Origin of the sequence: Pseudomonas sp. R11-23-07 (genome assembly GCF_003852295.1) — a bacterium.
Classification (GTDB): domain Bacteria; phylum Pseudomonadota; class Gammaproteobacteria; order Pseudomonadales; family Pseudomonadaceae; genus Aquipseudomonas.
Genome location: NZ_CP027761.1, coordinates 4,233,588 through 4,247,416 on the forward strand (window position 1 = coordinate 4,233,588; position 13,829 = coordinate 4,247,416).

Genomic DNA, 13,829 nt, shown 5'->3' on the forward strand with positions numbered 1-13,829 from the left:
GTATCTGATGTACCGCTATCGGGGGCAAGCCCCCTCCCACAGGGTGCAGCGTCTCCAGTGAAGTGGGTTATTTCAAGCTGCCGGAGAGGAACTGCTGAAGGCGCACAGACTGCGGATTCACCAGCACTTCACGCGGATTGCCGCGCTCTTCGACGATACCTTTGTGCAAAAACACCAACTGGTTCGACACCTCACGGGCAAAGCCCATTTCGTGGGTCACCACCACCATGGTGCGGCCTTCCTGGGCCAGGTCCTGCATCACCTTGAGCACTTCGCCGACCAGCTCCGGGTCGAGCGCCGAAGTGGGTTCGTCGAACAGCATCACCTCCGGCTCCATCGCCAGGGCACGGGCGATCGCCACGCGCTGCTGCTCGCCGCCGGACATGTGGCCGGGGAACGCATCCTTGCGATGGCCCACGCCGACCTTGGCCAGGTAATGCTCGGCCTTCTCACGGGCGTCTTTTTTCGACATGCCCAGCACGTGCACCGGCGCTTCCATCACGTTTTCCAGCGCGGTCATGTGCGACCACAAGTTGAAATGCTGGAACACCATGGACAGGCGCGAACGCATGCGTTGCAGTTGTTTAGGGTCGGCGGCCTTCATGGCGCCATCTTTGTTCGCGACCAGTTTCAGCTCTTCGTTATTGAGCAGAATCTTGCCGGCGTGAGGTTGCTCGAGCAGGTTGATACAGCGCAAAAAGGTACTTTTGCCCGAACCGCTGGAGCCGATGATGCTGATCACATCACCGGCAGCGGCGGCCAGGGACACGCCTTTGAGCACTTCATGACTGCCATAGCGTTTATGCAGGTCTTGGACTTCAAGTTTGTACATGCGGTCGGTTCTCACAAAAACAGGTGGTCAGTCGTTGAGCAAGCGCCCGTGACGCAGCGCTTCGCGCCCCGCCACCTTGGCCAGCCAGAAACCCGCTTGGGCATAACGCAGCCGTTCAACGGCGAACAACACCCCGGACGTGCCCGCGCAGACGATGCTGACGCGGTCGGTCAGAGGATCAATCACTTCAAAAATCGGTTCACCGGTTTCAACCCAGTCACCGGCTTTACGCAGGTAACTGATCACCCCGGCGTGGGGGGCGAACAGCAACTCGGTGCCTTCGAAGGGCATGCCTTCACACGCCTCGTGCTGCGGTGCGGGCCATTCGCCCTTGATCAGGCCTTGTTCGGCGAGGAACGCCAGGATGCCCTCGGCGTGGAAGATCGCCTCGTCGCGGCCGGTGTCGGCCTGGCCGCCCAGCTCCAGGGTCGTCGCCAGACACGCCAGCGCAATCTGCGCCTCGGGGAACGCCCGGGACAAGCGCAGCCACGGCAGCGAACACGCCTCGTCAAACGAACTGCCGCCGGAATCTTCCGCCAGCAGGCCGACCTTCACATTCAAATGCGCCGACAGCGAACGCCACTGCGGCCAGTGCTGGGGCAGCGCATACATGTGCAGGGCGGCTTCGGCGTCGCAATGCAAGTCGAGCACGATGTCGGCGGTGCAGGCATGGCTCAGCAGAATGCGCTGCATGCCTTGCAACTGGCTGCTCGGCGGCGGCAAGGCGCTGAGCACGTCGCTCATGGCTTGGCGGATCAAGCGCACATTGGCGTGGGGGTCATCGCCCAGCTTGCCGTGCAGACGCTCGGCGACGGGCGCGCTCAACTCGACGAAATCGCGGTTGAAATTCTTGCCGCTGCCGACCTCGAAACGCCCCTGGTGGCTGCCCTGCAGCAACTGGCCCAGGCCCATCGGATTGGCCACCGGCACCAGCTCGATCACGCCATTGAGCGCCCCTTGGCGTTCCAGGTCGGTAAGGCGTTTTTTCAGCTCCCAGGCGGCGCGCATGCCGGGCAATTCATCGGCGTGCAGGCTGGCCTGGATGTAGGCCTTGCGCTCGCCACTGCCGAAACGGAACACACTCAGCTGGCGCTCACAACCCAGGTGGCCCCAGGGCAACAGGTGATCGATACGTTCCATATCAATGCTTCCGTGGCGCCAGGTAGCTCAGCCAGCGGCGCTCGGCCAACTTGAACAGGCGCACCAGGATGAACGTCAGGCACAGGTAGAACGCGCCAGCGGTGATATAGGCTTCGAACGGCAGGTAGTACTGGGCATTCACCGTGCGCGCGGCACCGGTGATGTCGATCAAGGTGACGATGGAGGCCAGGCTGGTGGTCTGCAGCATCATGATCACTTCGTTGCTGTACTGCGGCAGCGCGCGGCGCAGGGCCGAGGGCAGCAGGATGCGACGGTACAGCTTGTAGCGCGACATGCCCATGGCCTTGGCCGCTTCGATCTCGCCATTGGGCGTGGCCTTGAGGCTGCCGGCGATGATCTCGGCGGTGTAGGCGCTGGTGTTGATCGCAAACGCCAGGCACGCGCAAAACGTGGCGCTGGACAGCAACGGCCACAGGAAGCTTTCCCGTACGGCCTCGAACTGGGCCAGGCCGTAGTAGATCAGGAACAGTTGCACCAGCATCGGTGTGCCGCGGATCACATAGGTGTAGAGCCATGCCACGCCGTTGACGATCGGCTGCTTGGACACGCGCATCAAGCCCAGGGGCAAGGCGGCGAGCAAGCCGAAGAACAGCGAAATGGCGAGCAGTTTCAGGGTGGTCAGCAAGCCGCCAAGGTACAGCGGCATGGCCTCCCAGATGACGTTGTAGTCGAAGATCATAGATCAGCCGCCCTTACGCCTACCGAGTAGCGCTTCTCAAGATAGCGCAGGGCCAGCAACGACACGCTGGTGATCACCAGGTACATCGCCGCCACTGCGAGGAAGAAGGTAAAAGGCTCGCGGGTGGCGTCGGCCGCCTGCTTGGCCTTGAACATCATGTCTTGCAGGCCCACCACTGAAATCAGCGCGGTGGCCTTGGTGAGTACCAGCCAGTTGTTGGTAAACCCGGGGATCGCCAGCCGGATCATCTGCGGCACCATCACCCGGAAAAACACCTGGAAGCTGCTCATGCCATACGCCAGGCCGGCCTCGGCCTGGCCCTTGGGAATGGCCATGAAGGCGCCGCGGAAGGTTTCCGACAGGTAGGCGCCAAAGATGAAACCCAGGGTGCCGATACCGGCGGCCAGGGGGTTCAGGTCAATATAGTCGTCAAAGCCGAGCATCGGCGCGACGCGGTTAAGCAAGTCCTGGCCACCGTAGAAAATCAGCAGGATCAGCACCAGATCGGGGATCCCGCGGATCACCGTGGAGTACAGGTCGCCCAGCCACGCCAGCCAGCGCACCGGCGACAGGCGCAACGCGACCCCGATCAGACCCAGAACAATGGCCAGGGCCATGGACGACAAGGCGAGCTGAAGCGTCAACCATGCGCCATCGAGGATGACGGCCCCGTAGCCTTTCAACATGATTCAGGTCCTCGAAAAGGGGGATGAAAAAATGGCGCAAACGTCAGAGTGTTCTGTTGCTTGCGCCATTTCGGACAGACAGCTGCGATTATTTACTGGGCATCAGCGCCGTAAATATCGAAGTCGAAGTACTTGTCCTGGATCTTCTTGTATTCGCCGTTGGCGCGGATCGCGGCAATAGCGGCGTTGATGCGCTCCAGGTTTTCCTTGTCGCCTTTGCGAACCGCGATGCCTACGCCGTCGCCGAAGTATTTGACGTCGGTGAACGCGGGACCTGTGAACGCGTAGCCTTTGCCGGCGTCGGTTTTCAGGAAACCGTCCTGCAGCAGGGTGGCGTCGGCCACGGTGCCGTCGAGGCGACCGGCTTGCACGTCCAGGTAGATTTCGTTCTGGGTGCCGTAAGGAACGATGGTCGCGCCCTTGGGTGCCAGGACTTCCTTGGCGAAACGGTCATGGATCGAACCACGCTGCACGCCGATCTTCTTGCCTTTCAATTCATCCAGGCTGTCGCTGACGGCAGTGCCTTCCTTCATCACCAGGCGAGCTGGGGTGAGGTAGTAGCGGGTGGTGAAGTCCACGGATTTCTTGCGGTCTTCAGTAATGGACATGGATGACAGGATCGCGTCGATCTTGCGCACTTTCAGCGCCGGGATCAGACCGTCGAATTCCTGCTCGACCCACGTGCACTTCACGTCCATCTGCTTGCACAGGGCGTTGCCGATGTCGTAATCAAAACCGACGATGCTGCCATCCGGCGCCTTCGAGGCAAACGGAGGGTAAGCGGCTTCGATACCAATTTTCAGCGGTTTGCCTTCAGCGAAAGCCTGCATGGACAGCACGGACAGCGCCAGGGCGCCCAACAGCACGAGTTTCTTCATCTTGGGACTCCATCGGTATAGGGCAAAACAGCAGTATGAGCCATGGCCCACGATGCGGCGAAGGTGAAACCGAAAGCGGTGCAGCGTCCTGCGCCAGTGCGTGCCAGCGACGACGAGCGAGTGATCGGCATTCTAACGACAGGCTGGAAGCCGATATTTCCTCAATGCGACAACAATTTACAGAAGCACCGAGAAAGCGGTTCCAACTCATTGACAGCCTCTGAATTTTATGCAGAGACAAAAGATATTAAACCAGCTGATGCTGCAAATTGCGGGCCTATTATTCGCAAACCCTTCTAGCACGGCAAGTGTGGCGTTTAATCTTATTTCAAAGGGTGTCTAAAACGCGGTTTTCCTGGGCGCGAGCGTAGCCGTTTGCCTCATGCCTGGGCGCGGGGTTACACATTTGCGTTAACCGGTAACATTCAGAAACGTCCTACTGTGAAAACCGATATTTATTTGTCAGCTGGCTATGCAGGCAGCAGCTGTACAGGCCTTGAAATGCAATCCAAATGTGGGAGGGGGCTTGCTCCCGATAGCGGCAGGTCAGTGACAGCTGTATCAACTGACCCAACGCTATCGGGAGCAAGCCCCCTCCCACAATAGAGCTTCAGTGGTCTCGAGAGCGTATTAAAAAGCCCCACCCGGCCTACGCCGAATGGGGCTCTTTCCCACCCACTCCGCCTTACGCGACGTTCATGGTCTTGTGCGTCTCGATCAAATGCGCCACCACCCCTGGGTCGGCCAGGGTGGAGATATCCCCCAACCCCTCATACTCAGCCGTGGCAATCTTGCGCAGAATCCGCCGCATGATTTTCCCCGAACGCGTCTTCGGCAAGCCTGGCGCCCACTGGATCACGTCCGGTGAGGCAATCGGGCCGATTTCCTTGCGCACCCAGTTTTTCAGCTCCAGGCGCAATTGTTCGGTCGGCTCTTCGCCACCGATCAAAGTGACATAGACATAAATGCCCTGCCCCTTGATGTCATGCGGCACGCCGACCACCGCCGCTTCCGCGACTTTCGGGTGTGCCACCATGGCGCTTTCGATCTCGGCCGTGCCCATGCGGTGGCCGGACACGTTCAACACGTCGTCCACACGCCCGGTGATCCAGTAGTAGCCGTCCTCGTCGCGCCGCGCACCGTCGCCGGTGAAGTACATGCCGCGGAAGGTCTTGAAGTAAGTGTCCACAAAACGGTCATGGTCGCCAAACAGCGTACGCGCCTGGCCCGGCCACGAATCGAGGATCACCAGGTTGCCTTCGGCAGCGCCTTCGATCAGGTTGCCGAGGTTGTCCACCAACGCCGGCACCACACCGAAGAACGGCCGCGCCGCTGAACCCGGCTTGAGCGCATGGGCGCCCGGCAGCGGGCTCATCATGTTGCCGCCGGTTTCGGTCTGCCACCAGGTGTCGACAATCGGGCAACGGGATTGGCCGACATTCTTGTAGTACCAGTCCCAGGCTTCCGGGTTGATCGGCTCGCCTACCGAGCCCAACAGGCGCAGGCTGCTGCCATCGGCGCCTTCAACGGCGGCGGTGCCCGATGCCATCATGGCGCGGATCGCGGTGGGTGCAGTGTAGAGGATATTGACCTTGTGCTTGTCGACGATCTTCGCCACCCGGGTGATGTCCGGATAGTTCGGCACACCTTCGAACAGCAAGGTGGTCGCGCCATTCGCCAGCGGGCCGTAGACAATATAGGTGTGGCCGGTGACCCAGCCCACGTCGGCGGTGCACCAGTAGATTTCGCCAGGGCGGTAGTCGAACACGCGCTCATGGGTCAGGGCTGCATACAGCAGGTAACCGCCGGTGGTGTGTTGCACGCCCTTGGGCTTGCCGGTGGAACCGGAGGTGTAGAGGATGAACAGCGCTTCTTCGGCGCCCATCTCTTTGGGCGCACACACAGTGCCCGCCACTTTCATCAGGTCTTCGTACCAGATGTCGCGATGCTGGTTCCACTTGATTGTGCCATTGGTGCGCTTGCACACGATGACCTTCTGGATGCTGCTGGTTTCCGGGTTGGTCAGCGCGTCATCGACGTTGGCCTTCAGCGGAATCTTCTTACCGGCGCGAATGCCTTCATCGGCTGTAATCACCACCTTCGACTTACAGTCGATGATGCGACCGGCCAGGGCTTCCGGCGAGAAACCGCCGAACACCACGGAATGAATCGCACCGATGCGGGTACAGGCCAGCATGGCGACCACGGCTTCGGGGATCATCGGCATATAGATAGTCACCACGTCGCCGCGATGCACATCCTGGCCGCGCAGGGCGTTGGCGAACTTGCAGACTTGTTCATGCAGCTCGCGGTACGTGATATTGCGGCTCTCGGCAGGGTCATCGCCCTCCCAGATGATCGCGATCTGGTCGCCGCGCTCGGCGAGGTGACGGTCCAGGCAGTTGTAGGAAACGTTCAGGGTGCCATCGGCGAACCACTTGATGTCGACATGGTGATCGTCGAACGACGTCTGCTTCACCGTGGTGAAAGGCTTGATCCAGTCAAGACGCTTGGCTTGCTCGCGCCAGAAACCATCGGGATTGACCACCGATTGCTGGTACATCGCCTTGTAGGTCGCCTCGTCGGTCAGCGTGTTGGCTGCTACTTCGGGGCGAACGGGGTACAGGGAAGCCGCACTCATCTTTCTTACCTCGGTGACATAGTTGTTGTTGTATGGCCCCTGTTGTAGCCGGGGTGGGCCTATAGAACCATTCGACGATGGTAGTAACAAGACCCTACAAATTACCCAGCTATGCCCATGTGCCGCTCTGGCCCGCGCCCCGTGGCGCTTCGCGGGCTTCTGAAAAAACCTTCATCAGGGGATTGTTACAAAAACTGCCAAAAGTGTTTATCAAAACCACGGGTATATGAATATAAGCCGCAGGCCTAGAATCAACCCCGTCAACACGACACCGAGATTAACACCGCAACAGCCCCCACGAAGGCAACGTTAATCCGAACTTCCCAACTCTCAAGTTACACACGCGGCCTCACAAGGGCCCCGTGACCCCTTTCGCCCTGAAGAAGGTAAATAGAGAAATGAAAGCGTTATTAGTTTTAGCCCTCAGCACCCTGTGCGCCACCGCCGCCCTGGCCGACGAAGCCCCGACCGAGCTGGCTGGCCAGAACGCCCCGATTGTTGAGGACTATACCTACAGCACCCACTTGGACGTCGCTAAAGTAGTCTCCATGAGCAACATCCCGGAAGTATGCGAAGTTGTACCGGCGAAGATGGAATATGAAGATTCCCAAGGTCAGCGTCATATTCTTAATTATCATGTAATGGGTAATGGTTGCTCTAACGGTTGATTATTGGTTAGTGGATTCTTGTTCGCCGCAAGAAATCGTTCTTGCGGCAAAGAGCCGGTCCTTAATCCACCGCCCTCCCCTCCACAAAAAAACATCCCACCGCCCGTCAAAAACTTCCTACCCCGCCAACCCCCTGCAAACCCTCGCCCTGGCCCAAATAGCAGCCTTTTTGTCCGCTCACCGGGACAATCCGCCACAACACAAACCCGAATTTTTCCCTATAATGCGCGGGTAAATCGGGCCTGCAATATCCCTTTACACAGGGATGAAGAGCCAGACCTGAGGCCTCCGCTGGAGCAAGCCCCCGCCGCTCCGCACCTCAAGCCTCATGCAGAACCCGTAACCCAATTGCGTTTAATGCCTGCGCTAGCTGCTGCAACAAACGATTCCTTAAGATCCACCGCGGCCCTGGGGCCGTGTGAACACCCAACCATCCGGTTTCACACGGGCACCTTTGAGCCCTCACGCAGGAGACGACACGTCATGCTGAGCTGGGACGAATTCGATAAAGAAGAAGAAGGCGAAGTAGCCACCAAAGGCGCCAACGCCGGCCACGCCACCGAAGCCAACATGGACCGCCTCGACGGTGCCGGCGCCGCCGCCGCCATCGAAGCCCGCGCCGTCACCGCCAATGACTCCGCCGCCATCGTGCGCGCCAAGGCCGCCCTGGACAAACTCGACGTCGCCGAAGGCCTCGCCGAACTCGAAGGCGCCTCTGCCCGCGTCGCCGTTGACGAAAAACGCATGATCAACTGCCGCGCCGACCTCAACCAACTCGTGCCCTTCAAGTACGACTGGGCCTGGCAGAAATACCTCGACGGCTGCGCCAATCACTGGATGCCGCAAGAGGTCAACATGACCGCCGACATCGCCCTGTGGAAAGACCCCGAAGGCCTGACCGACGACGAACGCCGCATCGTCATGCGCAACCTCGGCTTCTTCTCTACTGCGGATTCGTTGGTCGCCAACAACCTGGTGCTGGCCGTGTACCGCCTGATCACCAACCCGGAGTGCCGCCAGTACATCCTGCGCCAGGCCTTCGAAGAAGCGATCCACACCCACGCCTACCAGTACTGCATCGAATCGCTGGCCATGGATGAAGGCGAGATCTTCAACATGTACCACGAGATTCCATCGGTCGCCAAGAAAGCGGCCTGGGGCCTGAAATACACCCGTTCGATCTCCGATCCGAAGTTCGAAACCGGCACCGTCGACACCGACAAGGAACTGCTGCGCAACCTGGTCGCCTACTACTGCGTGCTGGAAGGCATCTTCTTCTATTGCGGCTTCACCCAGATCCTCTCCATGGGCCGCCGCAACAAAATGACCGGCGTGGCCGAGCAGTTCCAGTACATCCTGCGCGATGAGTCGATGCACCTGAACTTCGGGATTGATGTGATCAACCAGATCAAAATCGAAAACCCGCATTTGTGGGATGCCGAGATGAAGGAAGAAGCGACCCAGATGATCCTGCAAGGGACCCAGCTGGAGATCGAATATGCGCGGGATACCATGCCGCGCGGTGTTCTCGGCATGAATGCGGCGATGATGGAGGACTATCTGAAGTTCATCGCTAACCGTCGGTTGTCGCAGATTGGGTTGAAGGAAGAGTATCCGGGGACGACGAATCCGTTCCCTTGGATGAGCGAGATTATGGATTTGAAGAAAGAGAAGAATTTCTTTGAGACTCGGGTGATTGAGTATCAGACGGGTGGGGCGTTGAGCTGGGATTGATTCATAAGCCAAGCGACACCCAAGAGCCCTGACTTGTTCGGGGCTTTTTTATGCCTAATGGGTTGTGAAGGAAGCTTCGAGGTCGCCGGCCAGCCATTTCTTGAAGTACATCACGTCAAGCACCTCGCCCAGAAGGGTTCGGATCGCATCACCAATGCTGTAGCCTTGTGCCCCAATTGCCATCAGCGTTGTCACCGGTCGAGTAACCGGGAGGCGTTCACCGAAAGGCTTTACGCCAACATCGGTAGATTGGCACGGGAGTAGACTCCTGCTGTCACACCTGATGCACATTCAAAAAATACTAGATAGGACCGAGGCCAATCCGTGAATCCAGACATGCTCGAAGCCGGCCCCGCTGACGCCAAAGTACTTTCCGTCTTTGACTTCGACGGCACCCTCACCCACCACGACAGTTTCGTGCCCTTCCTCAAGTTTGCCTTTGGCACTGGCGCGTTTTACGGCCGGATGGTGAAGCTGGCGGTGCCGGGGCTGCGTTTTTTGGTGCGGCAGATCAGCCGGGATGAGTTGAAGGCGCAGTTGATTCGCACCTTTATGACCGGGGTGGAGAAGGTGTGGGTGCAGCAGAAGGCCGAGGAGTATTGCCAGCGCAATTGGGCGCGGTTGATGCGCCCGGCGGGCGTGTTGTCGGTGGAGCAGGAGTTGGGCTCGGGGGCGGTGGTGACGTTGTGTTCGGCGTCGCCGGCGCTGGTGTTGCAGCCGTTTGCCGATCGCCTGGGGATCCGCTTGATCGGGACTGAGCTTGAGGTGGTAGACGGGGTGTTGACCGGCAAGCTCACCGGGAATAACTGCCGCTGTGAGAACAAGGTGCTGCGACTTGAGGCGGTGTATGGGGACCTGGGGGAGTATCGGCTTAGGGCCTGGGGTGATACGCGCGGGGATCGGGAGTTGCTGGCGGCGGCGCAGGACGCGCATTTTCGGCATTTTCATGCGAAGAAGAAAAGGCGGGCTCGGTTGCAGCGGTGATGTGGGTCATTGGGCCATGTTGGCAGCTTCGATCAGATGCCCGAGCTCAGCGCCCGAGTAATGGTTGGTGATGCTGCCGTTTTTGTGCCCCAGCAGGGCCTTGTGATCTTCTTCGGTTACGCCAGTGCAGGTGTCACCTAAGTGATGGAGGTCATCTGGGCTAGGGGTGTACAATTCGCGCATTGAAAATGGAGAGTTTAATGCGCGGATTATTTTTAGTACTGGCCTTGTTAATGTCCTCATCGGCGCTTGCCGATAAAAGTCAGTTGGACGAATCTGTCTATTGTCCAAAGGCAGTTAAGGACACCTATCGCATTTTGTTTATTGGCGACAGTATTACCCGTCACGCGGTGAATCCTGGAACGATAAAAGATTTGAACTGGACGCATGTTTCTGGAATGGCTGCATCCTCACCCAAGACTGATTTTGTAAGTCTTCTGGTCTCAAAAATATCAAAAGAGCGAAAGCAGAAAGTAGTTGCTTGCTTTCACACCTATGGTAGCGGCGGTTCTGTGCCAAGTCGTATGGCGGCTATGGATCAGGTTGCCGATACCAAGCCAGATCTTGTAGTGGTTCAGCTTGGCGAACATGACGACGCGCTGGCCAACCCGTTACTTTTCCACCGACAGTACGCAACCCTTATCAGAACTGCGCGAGCCATGAGTACCAAGCCAAAGGTGATCGCCGTTGGCCCTTGGGCTCTCGTTCCTTTGAATGAAAAGGGTGAGTATTCTGACCCCGGCGCTGCAGCTGTAGACCGAGAGATGTACAACGTCGCGATTCAGGAATCGCTTGAATATCTCTCCGTCCGGGATCTAGCGCAGATTCCCGAGGCACATGGATGGGGAGGGTCTGACGGGGTTCGCTGGCACCCTAATGATTTGGGGCACGCGATGTACGCTGCAAGACTGTTCCGTCTCTACAAAGCTGTCCAGCCCTGAGAGACTAAGGTGTGGTAGAACGCCTGCCTGAAGCGGGCGCTCATACAACTATAAGAAGATTCGTAACCAGGAAGTTGACTATGTTGCTGAAGGATTCGAGCGTCGGGCTTGATTTTACAAGAATAGTGGCTTGCTTCATGGTTGTCGTTCTCCATGTTTCTGCCACTAGTATCATGGTTTTTGACGACAACTGGAAATACTCTAACGCGTTCGATTCTTTAGTTAGATCCTGCGTTCCACTATTTCTAATGATTTCAGGTGCGCTTCTTGTTAGAAAAGAACAGCCTGCCCTGGAATTCTATAAAAAAAGATTTATCAGAATATTTCCGCCACTGCTGTTCTGGAGTGTATTCTACGCTGCTTGGAAAGGCCACATGGGCATTGGTTACGGTAGCGTGATTGATTCTATAATTGCCGCTCTGAAAGGTCCCGTTTATTTCCACCTTTGGTATCTTTATGCAATCGTTGGTATATACGTAGCGATTCCTTTTATTGCCAAGATATATGCTAAATGTTCTGATACCGAGAAGAAATCATATATATTGATATGGCTGTTGATTGCAGGTCTGATGCCCCTGCTGTCGTACTTCATACCTGAGCTCTCCGGTTTGGATTCGGTTTACACGTTGCAATGGTTCTCAGGGTTGATTGGCTACGTATTCGTTGGCGCTTATGCGTTCGAGCGGGTGTTACGCCAGGATGTCAATATTTCTATACCTGTGAATTGTGCCGCGTTTTTAGCAAGCAGTATTGCAACAGCCATATTGACCTATGTGCTGAGCCTTTCAGAAGGAACGCCAAACCAACTGTTTTACTCTTATCTATCGCCGCTTGTGTTCATCTCAGCTTTTTCAGCCTTCAATATATTAGTGGCCGCTGGCTCACACTTAAACAAATACGCGAAGCCTATTTCCATGCTTTCCGGCTGCACGCTGGGCATCTACTGCGTGCACATATTTGTAATGAATAGATTTAGCTTGGTCTACGGGCCTATCATAGATGGTGAATCAATGGGGTGGGTGATCCCTGCACTATCACTGTCTGTGTTTGTTATTTCATTCTTGCCTATATACCTCATGCGGCTTTACAAGCCCGCCCGTAACTTCATATGAGATTGCGGTCTGAATAACCCATCGATGCAGATATAAGCACGCAGCCGGAAACCGAGTCGACCCCTTCGCAGCCTTGCCGAAGCTCGACAGCTCTCACATTTGAATGGTGGTGGGCTTAGATTGGGGCTTTCAGGTCTACGCCCAGCGCAGTAGCGAAGGCCTTTACCATCGGGCTTCTTGGCGCATTGTGGCGCAGGATCAGGTTGAACGCGGCGTTCAGGTGAACCTGCTCCGGGCACAACGTGCGCAGGCGCCCTTCCCTTACCAATGGCGCGGCGTAGTGCTCCGGCAGGAAGCCTAAGAAGCGGCCGGTGAGGATCAGGATGGCGACGGCTTCGACTTGGGAAGCCGACGCGGACTGGCTGTCGTAGTGGACGAAGTTGGGCTTGTCGCGGTGGATCGCGTAGCGATGGTTGACCACTTCGTATTGGCGCAGCACCTCGGGCGTGATGTCGCTCATGGCGAAAAGCGGGTGTCCTACGGCGCAGTAGGCGTGGGCTCTTTCTGGCTACATCATCGACCGCCTGGAAAAGCGCAAGCTGCTGATCCTGGCCATGCTTTCCAGCTCCATAGGTTTTCTGTTACTGACGTTTGCCAGCAACCTCTACCTCACCACCCTGACCCTGGTGATCACTGAAGCAGCCTCGGCGCTGTTCTTGATCGGTTCCAAGGCGATCATCAGCGAAAATCTGCCGGTGAGCGAGCGCGCCAAAGTGTTTTCCCTGCGCTACACGCTGACCAATGTCGGCTACGCCACCGGCCCCATGCTTGGCGTGGTGATCGCCGGGCAACTGCCCTGGGCACCGTTTTTGATCGCCAGTGCCATTGCCTTTGGCAGCCTGTTCCTGATGATCGGCATTGCGCCGACCGCACGGGACGCCAGCCATAAACCGCAAAGTTTTTTCAGCACGTTGCAGACCCTGCGCGGCGACCGCACGCTGATCCTGTTCACCAGCGGCAGCTTGTTGAGCACCATTGTCCACGGGCGCTACACCCTGTATCTGTCGCAGTTCTTGCTGGTGGCCTACAAGCCCGCAGCCGCATTGAAAATCCTCTCCGCAGTGCTGGCCTGCAATGCCATCACCGTGATTGTGCTGCAGTACCAGATCGGCCGCTTTCTCAAGCGAGAGCAGTTACGCCACTGGATCGTGCTGGGTACTGTGCTGTTTATCCTCGGGCTGACGGGGTTCAGCCTGGCGGACAGTCTGGCCGGCTGGTGCCTGGCGATGTTCGTGTTCACCTTGGGCGAGATGATCATCTACCCTGCGGAGTTCCTGTTTATCGATACCATCGCCCCCGATGCATTGCGCGGCAGTTACTACGGGGCGCAGAACCTAGCGGCATTTGGCGGGGCGATGAGCCCGGTGATTTGCGGGTACCTGCTGATCAATGCGCCGCCGGCCAGCATGTTTTATGTGCTGGCGGCATTGACCGCAGCCGGGGGAACACTGTGCTTCCTGAGTGGGCGACGGGATGCACGTTCTTGCTGATATTTGCGCAGGTTCTCGCTATT

At 57.7% G+C, this 13,829-nt stretch carries 12 protein-coding genes and 3 pseudogenes; 8 read left to right on the forward strand and 7 right to left on the reverse strand.

Features of this window, described 5'->3' with window-relative positions; genetic code table 11:
• Positions 1–67: 67 nt before the first annotated feature.
• The 5 genes from C4J84_RS19360 to C4J84_RS19380 all read right to left on the reverse strand — a co-directional run bounded on the left by C4J84_RS19360 (position 68) and on the right by C4J84_RS19380 (position 4,236).
• On the reverse strand, positions 68–832 hold the full coding sequence (locus C4J84_RS19360; RefSeq protein WP_046069190.1) for an ABC transporter ATP-binding protein: 765 nt from the start codon (positions 830–832) through the stop codon (positions 68–70).
• A 27-nt stretch (positions 833–859) separates the two neighbouring features.
• A complete protein-coding gene (locus tag C4J84_RS19365; protein WP_124405047.1) occupies positions 860–1,972 on the reverse strand; it encodes a succinylglutamate desuccinylase/aspartoacylase family protein in 1,113 nt (370 codons plus the stop codon).
• A gap of 1 nt (position 1,973) precedes the next feature.
• Positions 1,974–2,672, reverse strand: coding sequence for an ABC transporter permease (locus C4J84_RS19370; RefSeq protein ID WP_124371614.1), 699 nt, complete (start codon positions 2,670–2,672; stop codon positions 1,974–1,976).
• Positions 2,669–3,358: an ABC transporter permease gene (locus tag C4J84_RS19375; RefSeq protein ID WP_078738713.1), complete on the reverse strand. Its 690-nt coding sequence runs from the start codon at positions 3,356–3,358 to the stop codon at positions 2,669–2,671. Before C4J84_RS19375 ends, C4J84_RS19370 begins: the two co-directional genes overlap by 4 nt.
• Positions 3,359–3,450: 92 nt before the next feature.
• On the reverse strand, positions 3,451–4,236 hold the full coding sequence (locus C4J84_RS19380; protein WP_124368067.1) for an ABC transporter substrate-binding protein: 786 nt from the start codon (positions 4,234–4,236) through the stop codon (positions 3,451–3,453).
• Positions 4,237–4,278: 42 nt separating this feature from the next.
• On the opposite strand from C4J84_RS19380, the gene C4J84_RS19385 reads away from it, so the two are divergent.
• Positions 4,279–4,536, forward strand: a complete 258-nt coding sequence (locus C4J84_RS19385; protein WP_124364057.1) for a hypothetical protein — start codon at positions 4,279–4,281, stop codon at positions 4,534–4,536.
• Between the two features lie 385 nt (positions 4,537–4,921).
• Here the strand turns inward: C4J84_RS19385 and acs are convergent, their stop codons facing one another.
• Positions 4,922–6,877 carry an acetate--CoA ligase gene (gene acs / locus C4J84_RS19390; RefSeq protein ID WP_124435966.1) on the reverse strand — a complete coding sequence of 652 codons (1,956 nt, stop codon included), beginning with the start codon at positions 6,875–6,877 and terminating at the stop codon, positions 4,922–4,924.
• A 398-nt stretch (positions 6,878–7,275) separates the two neighbouring features.
• Here acs and C4J84_RS19395 point away from each other — a divergent pair, with 398 nt between their 5' ends.
• From C4J84_RS19395 to C4J84_RS19420, 6 genes and pseudogenes are all read left to right on the forward strand, one after another.
• Positions 7,276–7,545: a DUF2790 domain-containing protein gene (locus C4J84_RS19395; protein ID WP_124435967.1), complete on the forward strand. Its 270-nt coding sequence runs from the start codon at positions 7,276–7,278 to the stop codon at positions 7,543–7,545.
• Positions 7,546–8,028: 483 nt separating this feature from the next.
• Positions 8,029–9,279, forward strand: a complete 1,251-nt coding sequence (locus C4J84_RS19400) for a ribonucleotide-diphosphate reductase subunit beta (protein WP_124364060.1) — start codon at positions 8,029–8,031, stop codon at positions 9,277–9,279.
• 60 nt (positions 9,280–9,339) lie between these two features.
• Positions 9,340–9,543 (forward strand): annotated as a pseudogene (locus C4J84_RS19405) (HNH endonuclease); the annotation flags it as partial.
• Between the two features lie 72 nt (positions 9,544–9,615).
• A complete protein-coding gene (locus tag C4J84_RS19410) occupies positions 9,616–10,263 on the forward strand; it encodes an HAD-IB family hydrolase (protein ID WP_124371616.1) in 648 nt (215 codons plus the stop codon).
• 200 nt (positions 10,264–10,463) lie between these two features.
• Complete coding sequence (locus tag C4J84_RS19415; RefSeq protein ID WP_164487785.1) at positions 10,464–11,204, forward strand: SGNH/GDSL hydrolase family protein; 741 nt, start codon at positions 10,464–10,466, stop codon at positions 11,202–11,204.
• 80 nt (positions 11,205–11,284) lie between these two features.
• A complete protein-coding gene (locus C4J84_RS19420) occupies positions 11,285–12,316 on the forward strand; it encodes an acyltransferase (protein WP_124371618.1) in 1,032 nt (343 codons plus the stop codon).
• A gap of 115 nt (positions 12,317–12,431) precedes the next feature.
• Here the strand turns inward: C4J84_RS19420 and C4J84_RS19425 are convergent.
• Positions 12,432–12,821 (reverse strand): annotated as a pseudogene (locus C4J84_RS19425) (LysR substrate-binding domain-containing protein); the annotation flags it as partial.
• Position 12,822: 1 nt separating this feature from the next.
• Between C4J84_RS19425 and C4J84_RS19430 the strand changes: the two are divergent.
• A pseudogene (locus C4J84_RS19430) lies at positions 12,823–13,806 on the forward strand (MFS transporter); the annotation flags it as partial.
• Between the last annotated feature and the right edge of the window lie 23 nt (positions 13,807–13,829).

Excerpts from the sequence above, each read along its gene's own strand:
- C4J84_RS19360 (WP_046069190.1), bottom strand. The coding sequence starts at position 832 with ATGTACAAACTTGAAGTCCAAGACCTGCATAAACGCTATGGCAGTCAT.
- C4J84_RS19365 (WP_124405047.1), bottom strand. The coding sequence starts at position 1,972 with ATGGAACGTATCGATCACCTGTTGCCCTGGGGCCACCTGGGTTGTGAG.
- C4J84_RS19370 (WP_124371614.1), bottom strand. The coding sequence starts at position 2,672 with ATGATCTTCGACTACAACGTCATCTGGGAGGCCATGCCGCTGTACCTT.
- C4J84_RS19375 (WP_078738713.1), bottom strand. The coding sequence starts at position 3,358 with ATGTTGAAAGGCTACGGGGCCGTCATCCTCGATGGCGCATGGTTGACG.
- C4J84_RS19380 (WP_124368067.1), bottom strand. The coding sequence starts at position 4,236 with ATGAAGAAACTCGTGCTGTTGGGCGCCCTGGCGCTGTCCGTGCTGTCC.
- C4J84_RS19385 (WP_124364057.1), top strand. The coding sequence starts at position 4,279 with ATGGCCCACGATGCGGCGAAGGTGAAACCGAAAGCGGTGCAGCGTCCT.
- acs (WP_124435966.1), bottom strand. The coding sequence starts at position 6,877 with ATGAGTGCGGCTTCCCTGTACCCCGTTCGCCCCGAAGTAGCAGCCAAC.
- C4J84_RS19395 (WP_124435967.1), top strand. The coding sequence starts at position 7,276 with ATGAAAGCGTTATTAGTTTTAGCCCTCAGCACCCTGTGCGCCACCGCC.
- C4J84_RS19400 (WP_124364060.1), top strand. The coding sequence starts at position 8,029 with ATGCTGAGCTGGGACGAATTCGATAAAGAAGAAGAAGGCGAAGTAGCC.
- C4J84_RS19410 (WP_124371616.1), top strand. The coding sequence starts at position 9,616 with ATGCTCGAAGCCGGCCCCGCTGACGCCAAAGTACTTTCCGTCTTTGAC.
- C4J84_RS19415 (WP_164487785.1), top strand. The coding sequence starts at position 10,464 with ATGCGCGGATTATTTTTAGTACTGGCCTTGTTAATGTCCTCATCGGCG.
- C4J84_RS19420 (WP_124371618.1), top strand. The coding sequence starts at position 11,285 with ATGTTGCTGAAGGATTCGAGCGTCGGGCTTGATTTTACAAGAATAGTG.